General features: G+C 68.5%; 18 protein-coding genes. 9 read left to right on the top strand and 9 right to left on the bottom strand.

The genetic code is table 11. From position 1 onward, the window contains the following. Position 1: 1 nt before the first annotated feature. Together KEC55_RS32955 and KEC55_RS32950 are read right to left on the bottom strand one after the other, a co-directional pair. Entirely contained in the window at positions 2-487 is a 486-nt protein-coding gene (locus KEC55_RS32955) for a VOC family protein (protein ID WP_282513014.1), read from the bottom strand. 134 nt (positions 488-621) lie between these two features. Then, positions 622-894: a ubiquitin carboxyl-terminal hydrolase 14 gene (locus KEC55_RS32950; protein ID WP_282513012.1), complete on the bottom strand. Its 273-nt coding sequence runs from the start codon at positions 892-894 to the stop codon at positions 622-624. A gap of 216 nt (positions 895-1,110) precedes the next feature. Here KEC55_RS32950 and KEC55_RS32945 point away from each other — a divergent pair, with 216 nt between their 5' ends. Continuing rightward, entirely contained in the window at positions 1,111-2,382 is a 1,272-nt protein-coding gene (locus KEC55_RS32945; RefSeq protein ID WP_282513010.1) for an NAD(P)/FAD-dependent oxidoreductase, read from the top strand. A gap of 50 nt (positions 2,383-2,432) precedes the next feature. On the opposite strand, the gene KEC55_RS32940 is transcribed toward KEC55_RS32945, so the two are convergent. Then, a complete protein-coding gene (locus tag KEC55_RS32940) occupies positions 2,433-7,517 on the bottom strand; it encodes a trifunctional serine/threonine-protein kinase/ATP-binding protein/sensor histidine kinase (RefSeq protein ID WP_282513008.1) in 5,085 nt (1,694 codons plus the stop codon). Between the two features lie 352 nt (positions 7,518-7,869). On the opposite strand from KEC55_RS32940, the gene KEC55_RS32935 reads away from it, so the two are divergent. From KEC55_RS32935 to KEC55_RS32925, 3 genes are all read left to right on the top strand, one after another. Beyond that, on the top strand, positions 7,870-9,360 hold the full coding sequence (locus tag KEC55_RS32935) for a winged helix-turn-helix domain-containing protein (RefSeq protein ID WP_282513006.1): 1,491 nt from the start codon (positions 7,870-7,872) through the stop codon (positions 9,358-9,360). A 79-nt stretch (positions 9,361-9,439) separates the two neighbouring features. Then, positions 9,440-9,811 carry a response regulator transcription factor gene (locus KEC55_RS32930; RefSeq protein ID WP_282513004.1) on the top strand — a complete coding sequence of 124 codons (372 nt, stop codon included), beginning with the start codon at positions 9,440-9,442 and terminating at the stop codon, positions 9,809-9,811. A gap of 105 nt (positions 9,812-9,916) precedes the next feature. Beyond that, positions 9,917-10,570 carry a response regulator transcription factor gene (locus tag KEC55_RS32925; protein ID WP_282513002.1) on the top strand — a complete coding sequence of 218 codons (654 nt, stop codon included), beginning with the start codon at positions 9,917-9,919 and terminating at the stop codon, positions 10,568-10,570. 80 nt (positions 10,571-10,650) lie between these two features. Here the strand turns inward: KEC55_RS32925 and KEC55_RS32920 are convergent, their stop codons facing one another. The 3 genes from KEC55_RS32920 to KEC55_RS32910 all read right to left on the bottom strand — a co-directional run bounded on the left by KEC55_RS32920 (position 10,651) and on the right by KEC55_RS32910 (position 14,229). Further along, positions 10,651-11,622: a LysR family transcriptional regulator gene (locus KEC55_RS32920; protein WP_282513000.1), complete on the bottom strand. Its 972-nt coding sequence runs from the start codon at positions 11,620-11,622 to the stop codon at positions 10,651-10,653. 148 nt (positions 11,623-11,770) lie between these two features. Continuing rightward, positions 11,771-13,195, bottom strand: a complete 1,425-nt coding sequence (locus KEC55_RS32915) for an efflux transporter outer membrane subunit (RefSeq protein ID WP_282512998.1) — start codon at positions 13,193-13,195, stop codon at positions 11,771-11,773. Beyond that, entirely contained in the window at positions 13,192-14,229 is a 1,038-nt protein-coding gene (locus tag KEC55_RS32910) for an HlyD family secretion protein (RefSeq protein WP_282512996.1), read from the bottom strand. Before KEC55_RS32910 ends, KEC55_RS32915 begins: the two co-directional genes overlap by 4 nt. Before the next feature lie 83 nt (positions 14,230-14,312). On the opposite strand from KEC55_RS32910, the gene KEC55_RS32905 reads away from it, so the two are divergent. Then, positions 14,313-15,893 (top strand): MFS transporter, encoded by a 1,581-nt coding sequence (locus KEC55_RS32905; RefSeq protein ID WP_282512994.1) that lies wholly within the window; start codon positions 14,313-14,315, stop codon positions 15,891-15,893. A 146-nt stretch (positions 15,894-16,039) separates the two neighbouring features. On the opposite strand, the gene KEC55_RS32900 is transcribed toward KEC55_RS32905, so the two are convergent. Continuing rightward, positions 16,040-16,861 carry an alpha/beta fold hydrolase gene (locus KEC55_RS32900; RefSeq protein WP_282512993.1) on the bottom strand — a complete coding sequence of 274 codons (822 nt, stop codon included), beginning with the start codon at positions 16,859-16,861 and terminating at the stop codon, positions 16,040-16,042. Positions 16,862-17,422: 561 nt separating this feature from the next. Between KEC55_RS32900 and KEC55_RS32895 the strand changes: the two genes are divergently transcribed. Together KEC55_RS32895 and KEC55_RS32890 are read left to right on the top strand one after the other, a co-directional pair. Further along, entirely contained in the window at positions 17,423-17,848 is a 426-nt protein-coding gene (locus KEC55_RS32895; RefSeq protein ID WP_282512991.1) for a DUF3331 domain-containing protein, read from the top strand. 70 nt (positions 17,849-17,918) lie between these two features. Further along, a complete protein-coding gene (locus tag KEC55_RS32890) occupies positions 17,919-18,740 on the top strand; it encodes an alpha/beta fold hydrolase (protein WP_282512989.1) in 822 nt (273 codons plus the stop codon). A 48-nt stretch (positions 18,741-18,788) separates the two neighbouring features. Here the strand turns inward: KEC55_RS32890 and KEC55_RS32885 are convergent, their stop codons facing one another. Continuing rightward, complete coding sequence (locus tag KEC55_RS32885) at positions 18,789-19,430, bottom strand: HD domain-containing protein (RefSeq protein ID WP_282512987.1); 642 nt, start codon at positions 19,428-19,430, stop codon at positions 18,789-18,791. 512 nt (positions 19,431-19,942) lie between these two features. Here KEC55_RS32885 and KEC55_RS32880 point away from each other — a divergent pair. Next, positions 19,943-21,736 (top strand): ATP-binding protein, encoded by a 1,794-nt coding sequence (locus KEC55_RS32880; protein ID WP_282512985.1) that lies wholly within the window; start codon positions 19,943-19,945, stop codon positions 21,734-21,736. 362 nt (positions 21,737-22,098) lie between these two features. Further along, positions 22,099-23,562: a mechanosensitive ion channel family protein gene (locus tag KEC55_RS32875; protein ID WP_282512983.1), complete on the top strand. Its 1,464-nt coding sequence runs from the start codon at positions 22,099-22,101 to the stop codon at positions 23,560-23,562. A gap of 37 nt (positions 23,563-23,599) precedes the next feature. Here KEC55_RS32875 and KEC55_RS32870 read toward each other — a convergent pair whose 3' ends face one another. Next, the gene (locus KEC55_RS32870; protein WP_282512981.1) at positions 23,600-24,508 is read right to left on the bottom strand and encodes a LysR family transcriptional regulator; all 909 of its coding nucleotides are present in this window, start codon (positions 24,506-24,508) and stop codon (positions 23,600-23,602) included. Between the last annotated feature and the right edge of the window lie 115 nt (positions 24,509-24,623).

Genomic DNA, 24,623 nt, shown 5'->3' with positions numbered 1-24,623 from the left:
GTCAGTCTCCGTGTCCTTGGGAGTCGCCGGCCGGTACGGCGGCGGGAAGTGTCAGCCCCGCGACTTCGGCGGCGGGGAAGTTGAGTTCGATCGTCACGCCGGACGGATCCTCGATAAACACCTGGTGCAGCCCGAGGCTCGGCACGGTGCGGTCGCGCCACGCGACGTTTTCGGCGCGCAGCGTGTCCCACATCGCCTCGACGCCGGTCGCGAGGAAGGCGATGTGGTCGACGGTGCCGGTACCCGTCGCAGGCAGCGCCTTGTCGCCGAGGTAGGCCGCGAGCCCGTCCGGGTTGGCCGGGTCGACGCCGATGATGTGGACCGTGCCGTAGTCGCTTTCGTCGCCGCCCTTGTAGAGCCATGCGCCGGGAAAGTCGAACGGCGGCCGGTAGCCGCGCCTGAAGCCGAGCACACGTTCGTAGAACCGGCACGATCGCTCGAGATCGAGCGTGCGGATCGAGTAGTGCGCGAGTCTGGATACCGTCATGGTGGACTCCTTGTTTATCGATAGATAAGTTATCGTTCGATAAATACTAGTCGAAAAAACCGGCAGGTAGAAGCCAAGATCGAACCGTGTATACCCTTGGTCGAAAACGGTGCCGGATGCCGGTACGCGGGGCGTTACGACGTGATTTCGCCGGCCATCACGTCGTCCGCATAGCACCAGACCCAGCGTTCGCCGGGCTCGATCGAACGGGCGAGCGGGTGCGTCGTTTCATGAAAATGCCGGCTGGCGTGGCGATTCGGCGACGAATCGCAACAGCCGACGTGTCCGCAGCTCAGGCACAGGCGCAGGTGCACCCATCGGCTGCCGGACTTCACGCATTCCTCGCAGTAGTCCTTGTCGGTGTTCAGGATGCGCGCTTCGCCGAGATGGGTGCAGGTCGTGGCCATCATCCGCTCCGATGCCGGCGCCGAAGGGCGCTCGCAACGCGGCCGGCGCGAAGTTGCGAGCGGGTGAACACGATCCATTGTGGACGGCGCGCATCGCGCGCGAACCTTAATTCTTATGAAACGTGGCGGCCGCGACGGCAACGGCGACGTACAGTCACACGTACGGCCGGCGCGGGAACCGGCCGGGATTCGACACGCGGTCACCGGGAGACGCTCATGGCGCAGTCGCAGCATGTCAAGGTCATCGGCCTGCCTCACAGCAAGGAGGCCTACGCGATCCGCGACTTCCTGAAGCGCGGCGTGGTCGAGTACGAATGGTGCGAGCTGACGTCCGACACCGATTGCGTGCGCGAGCTGGGCATCGCACCGCTGCGCGACGTCCGGCTGCCGGTGGTCGTCTTTCCGGACGGCACGTGCATGTACCAGCCGACGCTGCCGGAGATCGCCGCGAAGCTCGGCTGGGTCTCCCGGCCGCGCTTCATCGAGTACGACGTATCGATTTACGGCGCCGGCCCGGCCGGCCTGTCGGCGGCCGTCTACGCGGCATCCGAGGGGCTGCGGGCCGTCGTGATCGAGCGCGACGCGATCGGCGGGCAGGCGGGCACGAGTTCGCTGATCGAGAACTACATGGGTTTCCCGGAGGGCATTCCGGGCGCCGAGCTGGCCGAGCGCGCGCGCCAGCAGGCGGTGAAGTTCGGCGTCGAGCTGCTGATGATGCGCGAGGGCGTGCATGCGACCTTCGTCGACGGCAAGATCCGCGTCGACATGGCCGACGGCTCGATCCTGACCGCACGATCGAACATCTGCGCGACCGGGATCGAATACCGCAGCCTCGGCCTGCCCGACGAACCCAAGTTTCTCAACGCGGGCCTGTACTACGGCGCGGGATCGAGCGAAGCGCCGATGTGCGAGGGCAAGCACGTGTTCATCGTCGGCGGCGGCAATTCGGCCGGGCAGGCCGTGATGAACTTCGCACGTCACGCGCGCGAAGTCACGATGATCGTCCGCGGCGCGTCGCTCGCGGCGACGCTGTCGCGCTACCTGATCGACCGGATCGAGCGCATGCCGAACGTGACGGTGCGCTACGGCACGACCGTCGACGCGCTGCAGGGCGACGGCCGGCTCGAGGCGATCGTGCTGCGCACGGAGGACGGCGCGCGTGACGTGCTGCCGGCCACGCACCTGTTCGTCTGCATCGGCGGTGCGCCGAACACCGAATGGGCGCGCGACACGAACATCATCCGCAATCCGGGCGGCTACCTGGTGACGGGCAGCGACCTGTACGACTGCCCCGACTTCGAGCGCGTGTGGCCGCTCGAGCGCCGGCCGTACTTCCTGGAAACGAGCGTGCCCGGCTCGTTCGCGGCGGGCGACGTCCGCTTGGGGTCGGTCAAGCGGGTGGCGTCGGCGGTCGGCGAAGGGGCGATGGCGGTGACGTTCGTGCACCGGTTCCTTGGCGAGGACGCGCACCGTCCGAGCGGGACCTGAACCGCGCGGCGCCGGTGCCGGCGTGCGCCGGTGCGCGCCGGCACGTGAGGTCAGCCCGCCGTCGACGCCGGCAGCCGGAACGTCAGGACCGACCCGCCGTCGCCGCGCGGCGCGGCTTCGAGCGTGCCGCCATGCGCTTCGACGATCGAGCGGCAGATCGCGAGCCCCATTCCCATGCCATGCGATTTCGTCGTGAAGAACGGGTCGAAGATCCGGTTCGCGATCCCGGCGTCGATGCCGGCGCCGCGGTCGGCAATGGCGACGGTCGCGTAGCCGTTGCCGGCCTGCGACGCGATGTCGAGTTCGCGCGCTGCGGCCAGCCCATCCATCGCGTCGAGCGCATTGGTGACCAGGTTCAGGATCACCTGCTGGATCTGCGTGCGATCGGCCATCACGCGGATGCCGGCGCAATGCAGGTCGACACGCAGCGCGACCTGCTTCGCGTCGATTTCGGTCGCGGTGAGGTGCAGCATGTCGCGGATCAGATCGTCGAGCGCGAGCGGCGCGAGCGCGGGCGGCGCCTGGCGGGCGAGCGAGCGCAACGCGCGCACGATGTCGGCCGCGCGCAGGCCGGACGCGCGGATGTCGTCGAGGCTCGCGAGCGCTTCGCCGAGGTCGGGCGGCGTGCCGCGCAGCCAACGCATGGCCGCGCCGACGCTCGACACGATGCTCGTCAGCGGCTGGTTGATTTCGTGCGCGATCGACGCGGCCAGTTCGCCCATCACCGTGATGTGCGCGGTGCGCGCGAGCTCGGTGCGCGCATGCCGCAGCGCGGCCTCGGTGTCGAGCCGGCGCGCGTTTTCGTCGATCAGTTCCGCGTAAAGCCGCGCGGATTCCAGCGCGTTCGCCACCTGTGGCGCGAGCACTTCGAGCATCGCGATGCGGCGCGGCGAAAACACGCCGTTGCTCAGCGCGTTCTCCAGATACAGCACGCCGATCAGTACACCCTGTTTCAGCAGCGGCAGGCAGAACAGCGAACGCGTGGGGTGCGCGCGCAGGCTGTCGACGTGGTCGGGCAGGCCTTCGCGCTGCGCATTCGCGAGCACGACCGGCTTGCGGGTGCGCGCGACGGTGTTCAGGATCGACAGCGGGACATCGTGCTCGGTGGGTTCGCTGCGGGCGATCTCGACGACCACGTCGCTATCGACGATCCGTGCCGCGGCCTCGATCGTCAGCCGGTCGTTGCGGGCAAGCAGCAGCAGGCCGTAGCCGGCTCCCGCGTACACGATCATGTTGCGCATCAGCGTCTGGATCAGACGCTCCAGCACGATTTCTTCGGATAACGAATGGGCGGCACGCATCGCGAGCGCGAAATCGAGGTCTTCGCGCGCGGGCACCGCCGCGCCACCCGGCGGCGGCTCCATCACGAGGAACGTGTGCTGCGCTTCCAGCGCCTGCGCCTTGCCGGTGGCGCCCCAGCGCCGGTAGCACGCATGCGCGAGCCGCCACTGATGGCGCGCGGGGCCGGTGAGCCCGAGCGACATCGCGTGGCGCGCGGCCAGTTCGTGCGCAAGCGCCTGTTCATGCACGAAACCGCGTTCCGCCGCGAGGCTGGCCGACGCCTCGTACTGCTGCATCGCCACGACGTGGTCGCCGCGCACGCGCGCGAATTCGGCGTCGATCAGCGCGAGCTTGTTGCGGAACGTCGCCGGATTCCGCTCGCTCCAGTCGGCAAAGCGCGCATGCTGCGGCGCGAAGCGTTCGAGCAGCGGCCCGGGCGGCGTCGCGCCGCCGTCGGCCGCGATGCCGGCGAGCACGCTGAACAGGTGGAAATCGGACAGCATGATGTGTGCGGGTGTCGACCATGCGCTTGCCGCGGCAGCATCGAGCGCCGCGCGTGCCGCAGGTGCATCGCCGAAGATAAACGCCGCCTGGCCGGCGAGCACGTCGGTCCAGAACTGCAGGACCGACATCGGCGTTTTCGTCGACACGCGCATGCGCCACGTGCCGACGGGCCGGTCGTAGCCGAACTGCAGCGCGTCGACGAATTCCGACTGGGTGGACACGAGATCGACGATGTCGTCGTAACGCGCGCCGCGCGCGATCGCGAGCAGCGGATCGATCTCGTCGCGAATCGCCGGCAGCGCTTCGCCCATCGACAGCAGGTCGCTGACGATGTGGTTGCAGCTGTAACACATCCAGCGCAGCTCGGCGCTCGCATTGCCGGCCGCTTTCGCTTCGCGCGCGCGCTCGAGCGCGTACGACAGCGGCCGGGTCCATACGCTCACCTGGTCGAGCGCGATCAGCGTCGCGGAGCGGTAGCGCTCGAAGCCGTGGCGATCGACCAGCGCGAGCGCGACCTTCGCGAATTCGAAGCCGTCTTCATACGCGCCGTGATGCTCGGCAATGCTCACGCCGTACCAGGCTAGCCCCTGCACCGATGCGGCGGTGACGCCGTGCTGCAGCGTGAGCCGGACCATCGTCGCGAAATGCAGCAGCAGCAGCCCGCCGCTCGGATAGAACATCGCAGCTTCGAGCGCGGTCAGCAGGGCCATCGTCGCTTCGACGCGCGTGTCGGTCATCACGGGCAGCTCGACCAGATCGCCGATCGCACGGCCGGCGAGCGCATCGCGCACGGCGTCGCCGGCTGCGGCGAGATCGGCGGCAGTCGGCGCGGCCGGCAGCGTCACGCCGAGCAGCGCCAGCCCCTGCAGCGCGACGTCGACTGCCTGCCGGTAGCGCGACTCGACCGTGAGCTGTGCGGCCTTCAGCCGGTGGGCCTCGGCGCGGTCGGCCGGCGTGCGCGTGCGCGCCATCAGCTCGTCGATCGTGCTCGATGCCTGCGCGGTTGCACCGGTCGCGAGCAACAGGCCGCCGCGCAGCATGCCGATGCGGCTCATGAGCCCGTAGTGCTGTGACCACGCATGCGGGCCGAGCAGTGTTTGCGCGCACGCGAGAAACGACAGTGCGCGGTCGCGCGCGGCGACCGTGGCCGCCGCTTCCGCAGCGGCGACCAGCGCGTTCGTGAACGCAAGCACGAGCGTGCGATCGAGCGGTGCGGTCTGCGCCTGCTCGATGTGGGTGGCCAGTTCCAGCAGCGCCTCGGTCGACCGCGCGCCCGTGCGCACCAGCATGGCCGCGGCGATCCGGGCGTGGCAACGCGCGCGCTCCGACCGCCCGGCGAGCGCGTGAGCGGACTCGACGACGCGGTCGTGCACGCAACGCCAGCGGTTGTCGGAGCGCGACGCGAGCCCCGCCTGGTGCACGGGGTCCATCCAGAACGCGAGTTCTTCCGGCGTCTTGCCGGCGGCCGCGCACAACAGCGCGGCGTCGGCATCGGTGCCGATGCAGGCCAGCAGCGACAGCAGCGTTCTCGATTCATGCGGCAACCGCTGCATGCGGACCGCGAGCAGGCTCACGACATTCTCGGCAAGGTGGTGCGCGTCGAGGTCGGCCGGCTGCCACTGCCACGTCCGTTGCACCGGGTCGTGCGCGAGCAGTCGCTCGTCGATCAGCGTGCGCACGAACTGCTGCACGTAGAACGGATTGCCACCGGTCCGGCGAGTCACGATGTTGGCGAGCCCGGACAGCCGATCCGGCGTTTCCCCGAGCAGGCCGGCCAGCATGTGCGTGACGCCGGGCGCGTCGAGCGGCGCCAGTGTCAGCGCCGACACGCGGGCGTGGTCGAGCTCCTGCAGGAAGCGGCGGAACGCCGGCGGGTGATCGTGCTGCGATCCGCTGCGATAACCGGCGACGATGCAGACGTGGGGCGGGGGATCGAGCGCGATCGACGCGAGAAACGCGAGCGTCGCGTCGTCGGCCCACTGGATGTCGTCGAACGTCATCACCAGCGGCTCGGCCGGCGTCGCGAATGCGCGGAACGCGTTCACGACGATCCGGCACAGGTGGAATTCCGGAATCGCATCGGTATGGCCGAACGCGACGGGCTCGACATCGAGCAGCCACGCGATTTCCGGAAAGATGCCGGACAGCAGGCTGGCCTGGGGGCCGATGCACGCGCGCACCCGTGCGGCGATCGCGGCGATTTCGTCGTCGCGCCTCGCAAGCGCGCTGCCGAACAGCGCGCGCAGCGCCTGCAGCACCGGCGCGTAGGGGCGGGCAGGCTGGAACTGGTCGACCTTCGCCGACGTGCGCCAGGCCGTGCGCGATGCCGTACGCGCCGCGCGCATGAAAGTCTCGGTCAACGCGGTCTTGCCGACGCCCGCCGGCCCGTCGATCAGGACGATGGCCGACTCGCCGGTCTGCAGGACGGCGGCCAGCGTGGCCGCGAGCCGGTGCGATTCGGCTTCCCGGCCGACCAGCCGGTCGGGCGTGCGCAAACCGGCGAGCGGGTCGTTGCCGCCGAGCGCGAACGGCTCGGCGCGGCCGCCGGCCTGCCAGTCGCGCCGGATTCGTTCGAGATCGTGCTGTACCGCTTCGCAGGACGGGTAACGATCGGCGGGTTCCTTCGCGATCAGTTTCAGCAGCAGGTCGCTCAGGATCGCGGGCACGCCGCTGCGCAGGCTCGTGGCGGGCGACGGCTGCATCGCGACGTGCGCGTGCACCCATTCGGACGTCGACGCCGCCTTGTACGGCAGCGCCCCCGTCAGCAGGCGGTACAGCGTGATGCCGAGCGCGTACAGGTCGGAGCGCTCGTCGACGTACGTGCCTTCGGAGACTTCGGGTGCCGCATACGCGGCGAATTCCGCGCGCAGCGGATCCGCCACGGCGTGTTCCGCCCGACGGTTTCGCGCATGCGCGAACGCGCGCAGCATGACCGTGCCGTCGGGGGCGGCGACGAAACTGGCCGGTTGCAGGTCGCCGTGCAGCCAGCCGAGCCGATGCAGCGCACCGAGCGTGCGTACCGCGTGGATCGCCGTGTCGATCAAGGCGTCGAGCGGCAGCCGCCCGTCCGCGAGCGTGTCGAACGCATCGCCGTCGACGCGCGGATAGACGAGCACCGGGCCGTCCGCCGCGCGGATCAGCGCGACCGGCAGCAGCGCCCATGCCGAATCCAGCACGCCGTTCAATGCGTACTCGCGCTCGAATTGCCGGCAGCGCGCGTCGGATTCCCAGCCGGTCCGGCACGCGGACCACACGCGCCCGGTCTCGGCGTCGGTCAGGTCGAAGCACAGCACGTCGTCTGCGCGGACTGCATTCGACAAGCGGGCACGCGCCAGCCAGTCTGCATCCATTCGCTTCGTGTCGTCGGGGTTATGCAAGGGTTGGTTCACGATCGGGGCAGGCTGGGTGGAACGGGGCAAAATCGGCGTGTCGACGGGCAACGGCCGGGCTCGATCGCGGGCATCGCGTGCCCGGGCATTGTCCGACAGCACGCGGAAATCTGCAGTACCCCCTCCCGCGGTTCCCGGCACGCGCGCCGCACGGCGTCCGACTAAACCAATAGATAATGGCCGGCGCGCGCGCCACGCCATACGATAGGTTCATGCCTGCCGGCCCGCATCGATGCGGCCGGACAGGCGGAACAGGGGGTGCCGCCTCGCGAGGCGGCGCATGATGCGAAGCAGCATAAGGCGAGTGCGGATCATGTATACGTTCGGGCGGGTGACGGTTTCCCTTGAGTGCCGCGAAGTCTGCGTCGACGGGCAGCCCCGGTATATCGGCGCCCGGGCATTCGAGATTCTCGAGCTGCTGGTGAAGGCGGCCGGCAGGCTCGTGTCGAAGGACGAGATCATGGCGGCCGTATGGCCGAATACGATCGTCGTCGAGAACAACATCCAGGTGCACATCTCGTCGCTGCGCAAGCTGTTCGGCGGCAAGCACGGCTGGATCCGGACCGAGTCGGGCCGCGGCTACCGCCTCGCGCCGCCGGCGGACGCAGCCCATGCCGGCCGCCTGCCGGACGTGTTCGAGCCGGTGCGCGGCATGCGCGCGGGTGCCGCACCGCGCAAATGTCCGCTGATCGGCCGCGAGCAGGAAGCAGCCGAGCTGCACGCGCTGCTCGAACGCGAGGCGTTCGTCACGCTGGTCGGCCCCGGTGGCGTCGGCAAGAGCCATCTCGCGCTGGAGGTCGCCGCCGCGTGGTCGGCCGTACGCGGCATCGAGATGGTCCGGATCGACCTGGCCGGCTGGCCGGGCGGCGCGACGCTGGAGTCCGCGGTGCTGGACGCGCTCGGCCTGCCGGGCGGGCCGACCGCCGGACAAGCGGACGTCGTGCGCACGATTGGCGAACAGCGCGTGATGCTGGTGTTCGACAACGCCGAGCAGCATGTCGGCGAACTGGCGGACCTGTGCGAAGCGATCGCCGACGAGAATGCCGGCGCGATCCTCGTCGTGACCAGCCGCGAACCGCTGCGGGTCGCCGGCGAGCGCGTGTATCGCGTCGGGCCGCTGCCGGTGCCGCCGGCCGGCGCGACCGACGGCGAGATCGTCGCATGCGGGGCCGTCCGCATGTTCCTGGCACGCGCACGCGCGATGGGCACCGACATGCCCTCGGACGTGAAGACGCTGGACGCTATCGCGACCGTCTGCCGCCGCCTGAGCGGCCTGCCGCTCGCGCTCGAACTCGGCGCGGCGCGCGTCGCGCTGCTCGGGATTCAGGGGCTTGCCGCCGATCTCGACAAGTCGGTGCTGTCGTTGTCCGGCGGCCTGCGGACAGCCCATCCGCGCCAGCAGACGTTGCGGGCCACCATCGAGTGGAGCTACCGGCTGCTCGACGACACGGAGCGCACCGTGCTGTGCCGCCTCGCGGTGTTTCCGGATGCGTTCCCGCTCGACGCGGCATGCGCGCTCGCCGCATGCGACGAACTGGGTGCCGCGCGGGTGCTCGACTGTCTGGTCAGTCTCGCGTCGAAATCGTTGCTGGTCGTTCATTCGGTCGGGCTGTCGAAGCGCTATTCGCTGCTCGGGGTCGTGCGCGCGTACGCGCTCGAGAAGCTGGCGGAATCGGGGGACGCGGGCCGCGTGCATGCGCGGTGTGCATCCTTCTCCGGCGACGAACACGTGGATGCGCGGCCGCCGGCGCCGACGCCCGCGGCATCCGCGCAGCCGCTGCTGGCGGCCGTGCCGTGGGCATGACGCACCGATCGCAGGGGCCGGGCAACGTCCTTCTGCATCGCGATGTACTGGATTGACACAATTTTCAGGTTCTCATTTCATGGCCATTGTTTGCATCATCGATGACGATGCGTCGATCCGTAAGAGTCTTGCCAGCCTGCTGAAATCGGCTGGCCATACTGCATTGCCGTTTGCGTCGGGCGAGGAATTCCTGGCGGCCGATGCGCTGGACGGCGTGGTTTGCGTGCTGGTCGACCTGAAGATGAAAGGGATGAGCGGGCTCGACGTCCAGCGCCGGCTGATTCAGCGCAAGGCAACGCTGCCGGTCATCTTCATGTCGGCGCACGGCGACGACGAATCGGTCCGCCGGGCGTTGGCGCAAGGCGCGGTCGCGTTCCTGCGCAAGCCGTTTCCGTCAGACGACATGATCAACCTGATCGACCAGGTCGCATCCGGCCCGCCCCCCGCGTAAGCCGCCCCCACCAACCGGTCGCGCCGTCCGCCGCGCGGCGGTTCCACCCGGCTTCCGGTTAGTTTATCATTTGATAATGAAGCGGATGCCTACACAGGAAATGCAATGGCGAGTACGCCGGATATGACGTCGAGCGGCAACGGCGGCGCGGGAGATACCGCGCCGATCGTCTATGTGGTCGACGACGACGAAACGTTGCGGCGCGCGTTGAGCGCGCTGTTGCGTTCGGCGGGATTTCGCGTGGAAACTTTCGCATCGTCGCGCGCGTTTCTCGCGTTCGAGCGGCCCGACGTGCCGAGCTGCCTGATCCTCGACGTGCGGCTCGCCGACGAGAGCGGGCTGGCCGTCCAGGAGGAAGCGGTACGCGCGGGCCTGAACGTGCCGATCCTGTTCATGACGGGGTACGGCGACGTCGCCACGACGGTCAGGGCGATGAAGGGCGGCGCGCTCGATTTCCTGACGAAGCCGTTCGACGACGAGGCAATGCTCGATGCCGTCGGCCGCGCGCTGGAGCGCGACCGCACGCGGCACGCGGTGCGCGGCGCCTATGCGTCGTTGACGCCGCGCGAGCGCGAAGTGATGAGCCAGGTGGTCGCGGGCCTGATGAACAAGCAGATCGCCGCGAATCTCGGCCTTCAGGAAATCACCGTGAAGGTACATCGGGCCCAGGTGATGAAGAAGATGCAAGTGCGCACGCTGCCGGATCTCGTGCGGCAAGCCGATGCGCTGGGCGTGCGGCCGGTCGGCGCGCGCGACTGAGCGCGCGGGCCCGGCCGTGCGGCGCAACGGCGCGGGCTTCGATGTGGCGGGCCGCGCCGCGACGACGGGGACGACGGTGCTCATGCGGCCACCGTGCTGTCGGCGTCCGTGGCTTGCGTGACCGCGCGCACGTCGTGTTGCACGGCCGGCCGCGCGGTAGCCGTACCGTCGAACGCCCGTACGAGATGGTCGGCGAGCGCGCGGATGCGCGCGGGCAGGTTGCGGCGCGAGTGATAGAGCAGCGATGCATCGAGATCGCCGACCTGCCAGTCGGGCAGCAGGCGAACGAGTACGCCGTCGCGCTCGAGCGGCCGTGCCCGATGTTCGGGCAGCACCGCGAAACCGGCGCCGCGCGCCGTCGCGAGAATCAGCGTGTCGAGGCAGTTCGAGCTGATCGCGCCGGCAAGACGGAGCTCGGCGATCGCGCCGCTGCGCCGGTGCCGCAGCGACCATGCCGACCCGGCGGCGCCCGTCTTGCCGCCGTGCGGGTCCATGCGTTCGAGCGCCTGCGGTGTGAGCGCCGCGCCGCACGCGGCGCGATACCGCGGGCTCGCATAAAGGCCCATCGGGATGCGCACGAGGCGTCGCTCGATGCACGTGAGGCTCGACGTGCGTTCGGTGACGATCGACAGGTCCGTCGCGCCGTTCAGTGCCGCGCTCGGATGATCGGCCCAGTCGACCCGGATCCGTACGAGCGGATACTGCCGGTTGAAATCGGCGAGCGCCGGCACCAGCCGGTCGGCGCCGAACAGGTTCGACACCTCGATCGAGATCTCGCCCTGCATCTCGCTTGCATTGGCGTCACAGCAGACGGAAAAGTGCTCGTATTGCTCCAGCAGCGCGAGCGCCTGTTCGAGCACGTCGTGACCGACGCGGGTGAGCGTCACCTTGCGCGTCGTGCGGTGAAACAACAGCACGCCGAGCGACGTTTCGAGGCACTGGATCGAGCGGCTGATGCAGGGAACGCCGAGCCCGTGAAGCTCGGCGGCTTTCGTGAAACTGCCTTGCTCGGCAACCGTCTTGAGTATTTCGAGCGTTTTCAGGCGATCCATGACGGGCCTCGCTTCGGTGAATTCGATACGCTCAATGTAGGCAGCGCGCCGGTGCCGGGCAACTCAAAAAACGTTAGGTAAGCTTAAGAGCGACTTTAAGATTCGTGAGGCTGCCGGATTCAACGGTCGACCGTGCGGTGCGTTTCTTTCAGAACCGGTCGTCGCGTCGCGCAACGTCTTGCGGTGCCTTGACGGGCGGCGTCCACCCACCGCCCAGCGCGCGCACCAGACCGACCGTCGCGATCGCGAGCGCCTGGCGGCTGTGGATCAACTGGCGTTGCGCATTCAATGCATCGCGGTCCGCGTCGATGACCTCGAGATAACTGACATAGCCGTGTGCGTAACGGCTCAGCGATAGCCGCGCTGCTGCTTCGGTCGAGCGCGCCGCGCTGTCGTAACGCACGATCCGCTCGTGCTGCGCGGCGATGTCGTTGAGCGCGTCCTGCACCTCGCGCAGCGCGCCCAGCGCGGTCGCGCGATAGTTCGCGTCGGCCAGTGCCGTGCCGGCCGTCGCGGCGGCGACCGCCGCGTCGCGCTTGCCGCCGTCGAACAGCGTTTCGGCCACGCTCGCCCCGAGCCCCCACAGCGAGCTGTTGCGGTCGAGAAACGAACCGAGATCGCGGCTCGCGAACCCGCCCTGGGCTGTCAGGGTCAGCGTGGGCAGCCACGCGGTGCGGGCAACCCCGGTTTCGAGCGATGCCGCATCGACCCGCCGCGCCGCCGCGTAGACGTCCGGCCGTTGCGCGAGCAGCGCGGACGGCAGGCCGGGCGGCACCGCCGGCACGCGAATCGCGGCGGCGGTCGGCGCGACCGTGAAGCCGGTCGGCGACACGCCGGCCAGCACCGCGAGCGCGTCGACGAGGTTTTCGCGCAGTCGCCGGCTGTCCGCGAGATCGGCGCGTGCGGTATCGAGATCGGCCGCCGCGCGCAGCGCGTCGAGATCGCTTGCCGCGCCGGCCCGCACGCGCGCGGCGATCACGTCGAGCGCGGTACGGCGCAGCTCGATCGCACGGGCGAGCGTCGCCAGATCCTGCTCGACGAAATGCAGCGTCAGGTAGTCGCTCGCGACCTCGGTCGCGACGCGCAGCCGCACGGCCGCGCGATCGGCGTCGGCCTGCAGCACGTTCTGCCTGCCGATCTCCGCGTCGCCGCGCAGGCGGCCCCACAGATCGACTTCATAACTCGCATTGAGCGGCACCGACCAGTTGTGCATCGTGCGCTTCGGCAACGCGTTGTCGACCGTGCCGGACACGCGCGAACGGTTGAACGACGGATCGACACCGACGGTAGGCGACAGCGCGGCTTCGCGCACGCCGAGCAGCGCCTGCGCCTGATCGACGCGCGCGGCAGCCGCGCGGAGGTCGAAGTTGCCGGCGAGCGCCGCATCGACGAGCGCGACGAGCGGCGCATCGCCGAACGACGCGGGCCACCCGGCGAGCGACGGCGCCGGTTCGCCGGGCGCATCCGCATGGCGGAACCGGTCGGTGCCGACCGGGACGGGCACGAGCGGCTGCGGCGCGATCGTGCAGGCGCCCAGCAGGCCAGCGGCGAGCAGTACGGCGAGGCGCCTCATGGCTGGTCACGGCCGGATTGCAGCGTGACGACGACCGACAGGCCGGGCCGGATGCGCGGCTCGGTCGACGCCTGCCCGTCGAGCAGGATCTTGACCGGTACCCGCTGCGTGACCTTCGTGAAGTTGCCGGTCGCGTTGTCGGGCGGCAACAGCGCAAACTGCCCGCCGGTCGCGGGCGAAAGGCTGTCGACGTGCCCGCTGAAGGTCAGGTCCGGCAGTGCGTCGAAACGCAGGCGCACGGCGTCGCCGGCGCGCACGTGCTTGAGCTGGGTTTCGCGGAAGTTCGCGACGACCCACGGGTGCGGCTCGACCAGCGTGAGCAGCGCCTGGCCCGGCGCGACGTGCTCGCCGGTTTCGACGGTCTTCTTGCCGACGCGGCCGTCCGACGGCGCGACGACGGTCGTGTACTGCAGTTGCAGCTCCGCATCGCGCAAGTCGGCGTCGCCCTGGTGCGACACCGCATCGGCTGCCTGCCACGCGGCCTGCGCGCTGCGTTGTTGCGCTTGCGCCGCATCGATGCGGGCACGCGCCGACTTGCGCGCCGCATTGGCCGCATCGAATTCCTGTTGCGACAGCCCGCGCGGCGTTTCGCGCGTCAGTTCGCGCGCCCGTGCGTAGTCGAGTTCGGCCTTTTCGGCGTCGGCCTGCGCGGACACGAGCGTCGCGTCGGCCTGCTCGACCAGCGCCTTCGTGCGCATCGCATCGGCGCGCGCCTGTGCGACGCGGGCCCGCTGCAGCGCGACGCGCACGTCGAAATCGCGCGGGTCGAGCCGCACGAGCGGATCGCCCGCATGCACGAACTGGTTGTCGTCCACCAGCACGCGCTCGACCGTGCCAGCCACGCGCGGCGAGATCACATGCAGGTGGCCCGTCACGTACGCGTCGTCGGTGCCGCGCTCATGCGCATCGAATTCGTAGACCAGCAGCGCGACGAGCAGCAGCGCGGCGCCGGCGATCAGGACGATCGGCCACCTGCGCGAGCGCGCGGGGGAGGCGGGCGGCGGGTTCGACGCGCTCGGCGGGTTCGTGCTCACGATCGGGTGTCTCCATCGAACGAACAGGGTTCTTCACATCGCGCTATGCTTGCGCGAGCCTCAAATGCGGGAGCCGCACGACGATGAATACCACGTTCGCCCCCGGTGGCGCGACACCGGGGCCAGCCGCCGCGCCGGCGGACGACATACCGACGTTTCGTTCGATCGCCGCGATCGCGGCCGTGCTGCTCGGCGCGATCATCTCGACGCTGACGTCGCGCATCACGTCGCTCGGGCTCGCGGACGTACGCGGCGCGCTCGGTGTCGGCTTCGACGAGGGCGCGTGGATCAACACCGCGTTCACCGCATCGCAGATGTTCGTCGGGCCGCTCGCGATCGGCGCGGCCTTCGTGCTGGGCACGCGCCGCGTACTGCTGGCGGGCGCCGCGGTATTCCTGGTCGTCGAAAGCGTACTGCCGCTGTGCACGAACTTCGGCACGTTCATCGCGCTCCAGAGCGTCGCCGGCTTCGCGTCCGGCGTGTTCGTGCCGCTGACCGTCGGGTTCGTCGTGCGCACGCTGCCGCCGCGGCTCATTCCGTTCGGCATCGCCGCGTATGCGATGAACCTCGAGATGTCGCTGAACCTGTCGGCGACGCTCGAAGGGTGGTACAGCGAGCACCTGAGCTGGCGCTGGCTGTTCTGGCAGAACGCGCTGCTGACCGTGCCGTTCATCGTGTGCCTGATGCTGTCGCTGTCCAACGAACCGATCAAGCGCTTCGCGTCCGGTATCGACACGCGCGGCATGGTGCTCGGCGCCGGCGGGTTCGCGTGCCTGTGCGTCGCGCTCGACCAGGGCGAACGGCTGTTCTGGTTCCAGTCGCCGCTGATCGTCGCGCTGCTGTGTGTCGGCATCGTGATGGTGGCCGCGTTCCTGATCCACGAACTGGCGTCGCGCCGCGCCGGGCTCGACCTCGGCTACCTCGCGCTGCCCAACGTCGCGTGGCTGATCGTGCTGGTCGGCCTCGTGCGCTTCACCGTGCTCAACACGAGTTTCATTCCGTCGGCGTTTCTCGCGAGCACCTACGGGCTGCGCCCGCTGCAGATCGGCGACACGCTGCGCTGGATCGCGATCCCGCAACTGCTGTTCGCGCCGTGCGTCGCGTGGCTGCTGCAACGCGTCGATCCGCGCCGGCTGATCGTCGCCGGCTTCGTGATGGTCGCGTTCGCGTTCGCGCTCGGCGCGCGCCTCACGCCCGCGTGGGCCGAACCCGATTTCATCCCGTCGCAGCTGCTCCAGGCATTGGGCCAGACGATGGCGCTCACGTCGGTCATCTTCTTTTTCGGCAAGCACGTGACGGCCGAGCACGCGCTGACGTTCGGCGCGGTCGTGCAGACCACCCGCCTGCTGAGCGGGCAGCTCGGCACGACGTCGATCGCGGTCATCCAGCGCATCATGGAGGCTACCCATTCGAATCTCGTCGGTCTGCATGTCACGCTGTCGGATCCGCAAACGCTGGAACGCCTGCGTGCCGGCGCCGCGTCGCTGGTGGCGCACGGCGCGACCTTCGCGGCCGGCGACCAGGCGACTTACGCGCTGCTCGACCGGGCGGTTCGCGTCCAGGCGACCACGCTCGCGCTGGCCGACAACTTCCGGGTGGCGATGGCGTTCGCCATCGCGGGGGCGTTGATCGGCTTGCTGCTCAGGCCGGCGCGTACGCCGTGAGCGCCCGCCGCCGCAGCGGCGGCGCCGCGTGCATCGACGATCTTAGCGACGGCGCACGCGGCAGCGGAATCTCGGCAGCCTGAAAATTCCTGAAAAATGCTGAAAGGCGCGCCGGCATGACAGCCGGGCGCGCCGTGTCGCGCGGCTTACGCCTTCAGGAACGCGAGCAGTTCGGCATTGATCCGGTCGGCGTTGACGGTGCACATGCCGTGCGCGCCGCCCGGGATCACCTTGAGTTCCGCGTGCTTCACGATCTTCGCGGACAGCCGGGCCGAATCGTCGATCGGCACGATCTGGTCGTCGTCGCCGTGCAGGATCAGCGTCGGCACGTCGATCTTCTTCAGGTCGTCCGTGTAGTCGACTTCGGAGAATTCCTTCACGCACAGGTACTGGCCGTATGCGCCGCCCATCATGCCCTGCGCCCAGAACGCGTCGATCGTGCCTTGCGACGCCTTCGCGTCCGGCCGGTTGAAGCCGAAGAACGGCACCGCAAGATCCTTGTAGAACTGCGAGCGGTTTTCCGCGACGTTCTTGCGGATGCCGTCGAATACGTCCATCGGCAGGCCGCCCGGATTCGATGCCGACTTCACCATCTGCGGCGGCACGGCGCCGATCAGCACGGCCTTCGCGACGCGCTTCGTGCCGTGCCGGCCGATGTAGTGCGCGACTTCGCCGCCGCCCGTGGAATGGCCGACGAGCGTGGCTTCGCGCAGGTCGAGCGCGTTCATCAGCGCGGCGAGATCGTCGGCATACGTGTCCATGTCGTTGCCCTGCGACGGCTGGCTCGAGCGCCCGTGACCACGTCGATCGTGCGCGATCACGCGGTAGCCGTGCTGAACGAGGAACAGCATCTGCGGATCCCACGCGTCGGCGCACAGCGGCCAGCCGTGCGAGAACACGACCGGGCGGCCGCTGCCCCAGTCCTTGAAGTAAATCTGCGTACCGTCTTTCGTGGTGATCGTATTCATCGCATGAGCTCCTTGATGGGCGGAAGAGGCGTGTTTGGGGGCAGCTGCGGCGGCGGCCGCCGGCAGCGCGGCGGCTGCGACGGCGGTTGCGCCGGCGAGCAGCAGGTCTCGGCGGCTTGCCGAGGGAACGGCGTCGGTATCTGCGGGACGCATGGAGGCTCCTTGAACGTGCGGTACATCGATGCCGCTTGTGGATGATGGGTTCGGCTCTGCCCGCAAGCGGCAATCCCGCCGGCAGCCGGCGTGCGTTCGCCGCGCGCGCCGGCACGACGCGCGAACGGCTCGAACGGACGCGGACTGGAATCTATCCCGCGGCCACGCGGGCCGTACTGAAATTTCGCTGAATTGTCGTGAACCCGTATTCGATGCGCGCCGCGCGCCGCCTGGATGTGCCCGCCAGAAAAATTAAGTTTGGAATCAAGACTCTTCAGCGGCGGCCCGCTATCGTCAGCATCAGGTCATCCCGTCGCGGTTCGGTGCCGGTTCGCGTCGGCGGATGACGATCGCGTTGCGGGCGGGTGTGAGACATCCGGCCCGCGCCACTTGCCTGGATCCGCCACCATGGATGAATTCAATCGCTGGGAGCACGTGATGACACTGCTCGACCCGTCGCCGGCCGCAAGCCGCTGCATGCCGCAGCTGTCGCGCGGTCCGGACGCCGCGCGCCGCCGCCATCGCGACGACGCACCGCCCGCGTCGAGCGCCGGCGTGCGCCGTCGTTGCGCGATCATCGCCGCCGAGCGGCAGACCGATTCGTCGGTCCTCGTGTCGTGGAGCGACCCGACGCGTTGCCGTTACGACGAACAGCGCTGGATCAGCGCGAAGTCGCGCGCACTCGGGCGCTGCGCGCTGACCGGCATGACGATCCATACCGGCGACGCGATCTACAAGCCGCAATGGCGCGGATCGAAGCGTCCCGCGAATTACTGGGAGGTGATCCTCGCGTCCGAGATGGACCGGTTCATCGGCCGGCTGTCCCGGGCGTGACCACGGACGCTGCACCCCATCCGCCGGCCGCTGCCGGCGAACGCCGCCTTTTCACCACTGAGGAATCCGTATGAGCACGTTCACGACCCGCGACGGCGTTTCGATTCACTACAAGGACTGGGGCGCCGGGCGCCCGGTCGTGTTCATTCACGGCTGGCCGCTGAACGCGGATATGTGGGACGTCCAGATGCATCATCTCGCGTCGAACGGCCTGCGTTGCATCGCCTACGACCGGCGCGGCTTTGGCCGGTCCGGCCAGCCGTGGACGGGATACGACTACGACACGCTGGCGGACGATCTCGCGACGCTGATCGAAACGCTCGGCCTGCGCGACGTGACGCTCGTCGGCTTCTCGATGGGCGGCGGCGAGGTGGCCCGCTACATCGGCCGGCACGGCACGCGCCACATTGCGAAAGCCGTGCTGATCGGCTCGGTGACGCCGCTGGTCGCGCGGCGCGACGATCATCCGGACGGCGTCGACGTCGCCGTGTTCGACGGAATTCGCGCGGGCATCGTGGCCGATCGCGCAGCGTTCTTCGAGCAATTCTGGCCGCTGTTCACCGGTTCGAACCGGGCCGCTTCGACGATCTCGCGCGCCGCGCTGGACTGGACGTCGTTCATGGCGCTGCAGGGCGGATTGAAGGGGACGCTCGACTGTGTCGGCGCGTTTTCCGAAACCGATTTCCGCGCGGATCTCGACAAGTTCGACGTGCCGACGCTCGTGATTCACGGCGACGACGACCAAACGGTACCGCTCGCGCTCACGGGTGACGTGACGGCCCAGCGCGTACCGCACGCGACGCTGAGCGTCTACGAGGGTGGGCCGCACGCGTTGTACCTGACGCATGCGCAACGATTGAACGACGAACTGCTGGCGTTCGCGCGCGCATGACCCGCGGCGGCAGTGATGCGGCGGAGCGGGCGCGGCCGAACGGCCGGTTCACTCCGTCCATTTCGACCCGAGCACCAGGCCGCAGAAATTCGTCCGACGATAGTCCGGGTCGCAACGCTCGAGCACGTCGGCGTACACGTTGCCGAACGTAGTCGCGGGGCGATGGGCGGTGCCAGCGGCGAGCGCTTCGAGAAACAGTTCCTTGAAGCAAGGGCCGCGCGGCCACGCGCGCACGATCGCGTCGCGTTCGGACCGGCCCACCTCGTCGAAGTGATGCGCGAAGAGATCGGTCTCGACGCCGGCGCCGAGCAACGCCGTCAGCGGCGTCATGTACGAGTGGATCCCGAACGCCGCATGCAGCGCGATCGCGCGCCAGACTTCCTCCGCATCGTCGGCCGCGACGCCGTATCCTCCGAGGAATGCGTGCGCCGCATTCGCGCCGTCGATCTCGAAGCGCCGACGCGAATGCCGGTAGCGCTCCGTCAATCCGAAGTGATGGAACAGCGCGGCGACGTACAGCAGTTCGGCGTTGAATTCGATGTCGCGACGCAGCCCGATGATCGATGCAAACGCGAACACGCGCATCGCGTGCCGGAACAGCAGCTCCGGTTCGCACGCGCGCACGGTGTCGGCGGCTTCCCGTGCGAGCGGGCCGTCGGGAATCCTGATGCCGGCAATACGGTTGCCCATGGTCGTGCTCCTCGCGGCAGGGCGGCAGTCGCTCGACGCCGGCGCCATCGATGCATCGTCGCGCGCCGTGCCGGTGAATGTCCTGAGCGGCGCCTGAATCGTTATGAACGGAAAATCCGACCGGCCATCCCGCGCGGAATCGGTTTCACTACACCCCGCACGTCTTTTTTACCTGTTTTTATCCGAAAATCAGGCGCGATTCCATTTTCAATTAACGAGTCGAAGAATTTAATTCCGGTAAATCGCGCGTTTTATCCTACAAAACAGGTTCATGGATGAATCACTGTTTCGCGTGTTGTGAATGGAGGAGGCCACACCGCACCGCACAAGGCAGGTCGTGGCGCACACGGGGCGGAGACGCCGGGAAAATCGTGGTTTTCATCGATTCAAAAAATTTGCTCAATAGATTCTGATTATTTGAATCATCGCAAGAGGCAAATGCCGTAGCATTGGCGTCAAATCGATGTCACTTTTGACAGGGCATCGATGCACGCAATCGATTGAAAATTCTCATGATCCGGATTGGAACGCTACACGTATTTCTTGACAGGCGTGAAATTCGCTCGAACGGCAAACTGCTGCGCATCGGCAGTCGCGCATTCGAAATTCTCGAACTCCTGATTCGGGCGAACGGCGCGTTGGTCTCGAAAGACGAGATCATGCAGCGCGTGTGGCCGCACACGATCGTGGAGGAAAACAACCTGCAGGTGCACGTCGCCGCGTTGCGCAAGGCGCTGGCGGACGACCGCAACCTGATCGTGACGGTACCGGGGCGCGGTTATCGGCTGGTGGGCGGTCAGGCCGAAGGCGCGGTGCCAGCGCGGCCCGCGGCATCGCGGCTGGCGCCCACACCCACCGCGCTCGTCGGCCGGGAGCAGACAGTCTCCGACGTGCTGGCGGCGCTCGACACCGCGCGCGTCGTGACGCTGGTCGGTGCGGGCGGCATCGGCAAGACGCGGGTCGCCATCGAGGCCGCCATGAGGGCCGAGGCGAGCTTTCCGGACGGTGCCGCGTTCGTGTCGCTGGCCACGGTAGCCTGTCCGCAATTCGTTCCCGACGCGCTGGCCGTTGCATTCGACATCGAGCAGCCGGGCGGATCGTTGACGCTCGAAGCGGTGCTGTCGAGTGTCGCGCATCGCCGGATGTTGCTCGTGCTCGACAATTGCGAACACCTGCTCGACGCCGCCGCGCAGATCGCGACTGCGCTGACCGAGTCGGATGCCGGACTGTGCGTTCTCGCGACCAGCCGCGAGGCGCTGCGCATCCAGGGCGAACGGCTGTGCCCGATTCCACCGCTCGATGTACCCGGCGAAAGCGCCGGCAACGACGAGGCCATCAGCGCAAGCGCGGTGCAATTGTTCTCGGCGCGCGCATGCGCCGCCGACCCGCGCTTTCCGCTCGACGCACGCAGTCTGTCGCTGATGGCGTCGGTCTGCCGCCGCCTCGACGGCCTGCCGCTCGCCATCGAACTGGCCGCGGCCCGCGCGGCCGTGCTCGGCATCGACGTACTGGCCGCGCATCTCGACGATCATTTCAGGTTGCTGACCGGTGGTTTTCGCACGGCCTTGCCGCGGCATCAGACACTGCAGGCGATGTACGACTGGAGCTACCGCCTGCTCGGGGACGCCGAGCGCCATCTGTTGCGATGGCTCGGCGTGTTCCGAGACAGCTTCTCGATCGACGCGGTACGCGATATCGTCGGAACGAAGGGCCTGGAAGATGCGGATCTGCTCGATACGATTGCCGGCCTTGTCTCGAAGTCGCTGCTGAGCCTGGAGTGCGCGCATGGCGCGCCGCGCTACAGGCTGCTGACCACGACGCGCGCCTATGCGCTGCAGCAGCTCGCGAACAACGGCGAATGCGGGGCCGCAGCGCGCGCGCACGCGAATTACTTCCACGCGCTGTTCAGGCTTGCGCCCGTCGACGATCACGGGTCGCTCGACGAATCGCGGCTCGACGTGATTCGCCGCGAACTCGGCAATCTGCGCGCGGCACTCGACTGGGCGTTTTCTCCGAACGGCGACGCGGAGATCGGCGTCGCGCTTGCGGCTGTTGCGGTCCCGTGCCTGTTCGACCTTTCGCTCGTGGACGAGTGTCGCGAACGGGCTCGCGCGGCACTCGATGCAATGCGGAATATGACCGAGACTCGGGCTCTCGAAGATGCACGCGTTCGCCTGCTTGCCGCCTATGCTGCCGCGCTCGCCCATACCTCGGGGCCGACGCACGTTGTGCACGACGCATGGACCCAGGTGCATGCGCTCAGGTTCGAGGCGGGCGAGGCCGAGGTACCGCCGCGTGACGCCTAGCGGCGCGCGCCGCTGACGAATTCAGAACAATTCAGCCTGGACAAAGGACCCGGCCGACCGGTGCGTCTACATTGCATGCACGCGGACCGTCGGCGATTCGCACGCGTGCGGGCAACAGATCGGCCCGTACCGCCGCGCCTTGATGTCGCGACGCCATTGAACCAGCGTGGGGCTGTGGTCGGCACATGCGTTGCCGCGGCAGCTTCGCGCGTCATCGAACCACGACCGCATGAAACCTGTCCAGCCCGATCTGTCACATCACGATTCGCTGCCGGCGGCCGCTCGCCGGATCGGCTAGCGCGAGCCATGCGATCGCGCGAATTCCCCGCCAGTCGTGAAGCGCGCACGCAGCCCGTTCCCGCATGCTGAACCTGTCCGCCACGGTCGCCTACGGCTTGCCGATCGTCGTTGTCGATCTCGTCGCATGGCGGTTGCTCGGGCCCGGCCGTTCGACGACGAAGGCGATATGGCGCTGCGCGTCATTCGCCGCGCTGACCTATGTGCTGTTCGCAACCGGCGTGAGCCCGCTCGCGGTGCCGCCGTCGCCCGACCGGCTCGACCGGCTGGCGATCCAGGTGATCGGAGTCGCGTGGTGGCTGCAGTGCGCGCTCGTGTTCAGCCTGATGCTCGACCATCTGCTGCTGCCGCGCGCGTGGCGCACCCAGCGGCTGTTTCACGACATCGCTGCCGGCGCCGTGTTCGGCGCGGCTGCGGTGGCTGCGCTCGGCTACGTGCTCGGCCTGCCGCTGAGCGGCCTGGTCGCGACTTCCGGCGCGGTGGCCGTGATCCTCGGGCTGGCCGTCCAGAACACGCTGAACGACGTGTTTTCCGGCCTCGTGCTGAATACGACCCAGCCGTTCCGGCTCGGCGACACGGTGACCATCGGCGAGCTGGAAGGACGCATCGTCGAAAGCAACTGGCGCGCGACGAAGCTGATCAACGGCCTCGGCAACCTGGTCGTCGTGCCGAACAGCACGGCGGCGAAGACGACGATCGTCAACCTGAGCGAACCCGAGAACGTGCACGGCGTGACGCTGACGATCGAGATCGATCCGGAAGTGCGGCCGGCCATCGTGATCGATGCGCTCGATCGCGCCGCCGCCAGTTCGCTGGAAGTGCTGGCGAGCCCCGCGCCGGTGTCGGTCGTCAAGGCATTCCGGACCAATTCCATCGAATACGAACTCGTCTGTTACGTCGACGCGCTGCAAAAGAAAGTGGCGGTGCGCAATCGCCTCTACGACCTGGCTCACCGGCACCTGGCCGCCGCGGACATCACGTTGCGCCCGCTGGGCGGGACGGCCGCGACGCACCGGCCGATGTCGCGCGCGCAACGGCTGCTGCACGCGGTCGAACTCTTCCGGCAGCTCGGCGACGACGACCTGGCGGTGCTCGCCGATTCACTCGCGTCACGCGTGTTCCACAAAGGGGACGTGATCTACGCCTCGAATGCCGATACGCGCCTGCTGACGATCGTCGGGGCCGGCGTCGCGTCGGTGTTCGTGCCGGGTGCGACGGGCGATATCGAGGTGAGGCGGATGGCGCCGGGCGACGCGATCGGCCAGTCGGTCGTGCTGGCCGGCACGCAGCTGCATGCGAGCGTCTACGCGGTGACGACAGTGACGGCCTTTCAGTTGAGCAGCCGCGACCTGTCGCCGTTGATCGCGCGCAAACCCGAGCTCGGGCGGCTGATGTGCGAATCGCTGTCCGAACACATCGCGACCGAGGAGAAGATGATGATCCCGCCGGCCGCCAGTGCGCACGCGTCGTTCAACCTGATCGAGTGGCTGGAGAAGGAGATGAAGCGCCTGCATGATTCGTTCGGCTGACACGGGGCGCGCGGTTCGGCGTCCGCGGGCGGCAGCGTCAGACGAGCGCGGTGAACCGGTCGACGAGATCGGGCTGCGCGAGCTGGTCGACCCACCAGTGCAGTGCGCGCCCGGCCTCGTCGCCGCGCCACGCGATATAGCATTGCGTCGTGTCGCGCATGCCAGTCACCTGCCGTGCGACGAGCTTGCCCTGCGCGATTGCGCGGGCGGCGATGCAATCCGGCAGCGTACCGACGGCGAGCCCTTCGCATTGCGCGGCCAGTTTGGCGGCGAGGGTGGGGACGGCAAGATACGGCTGCCCGGCGTCGATCGCGACCGAGCGCGGCTGCAGCTCGCGCGACGTATCGCTGATGACGGCGCCGCGATGCTCGACGACGGATGCCATCGACAGCGGTTCGGGCAACGCCGCGAGCGGATGGGTCGGTGCGACGGCGAACACATGCTTGAGCGAGCCGATCGGCCGCGCGACGATGTCCGGCAATTCCGGCGGCTCGCCCGCCGCGCCGACGACGAGATCCGCGCGACGCGAAATCAGCGCATCCCAGGTGCCGCCGAGGACTTCGGTGGACAGCCGCAGCCGCGTGCTCATCTCGAGCCCGTAGAACGCATGCACGTAGGGCCACAATGCCTCGAAGGGCAGGATCTCGTCGATGCAGATGCGCACCTCGGTTTCCCAGCCTTGCTGCGCGCGCTGCGCCTTCAGTTCGAGCTGCTCGGCCGCATGCAGGAGCCGGCGACCTTCCTCGACGACCACGCGGCCCGCGTGCGTGAGCTTCGCGCGGCGCCCGCTGCGGTCGAACAGCGCGACGTCGAGATCGCTTTCGAGCTTTTGCACGAGATAAGTCAGCGCGGACGGTACGCGGTGCAGCAACTCGGCGGCTTCGGCGAACGTGCCGGTGCGGTCGATCGCGTCCAGTGCCTCGAGCGCTTCGAATGACAGCTTCATGATGAATTCCACGGGGGACATCGGGCTGTCATGTTATCGCCAAGCACCGCCGGCTCCAAGACGGATCACGACAATTCATCCGCGTACGGGTGCAGGCCGCCCTCGATCGATGCGC

The organism is Burkholderia cepacia (assembly GCF_029962485.1).
Lineage (GTDB): Bacteria > Pseudomonadota > Gammaproteobacteria > Burkholderiales > Burkholderiaceae > Burkholderia.
Note: the sequence above shows the minus strand (reverse complement) of the source record. Positions and strands in the feature narration are given on the sequence as shown.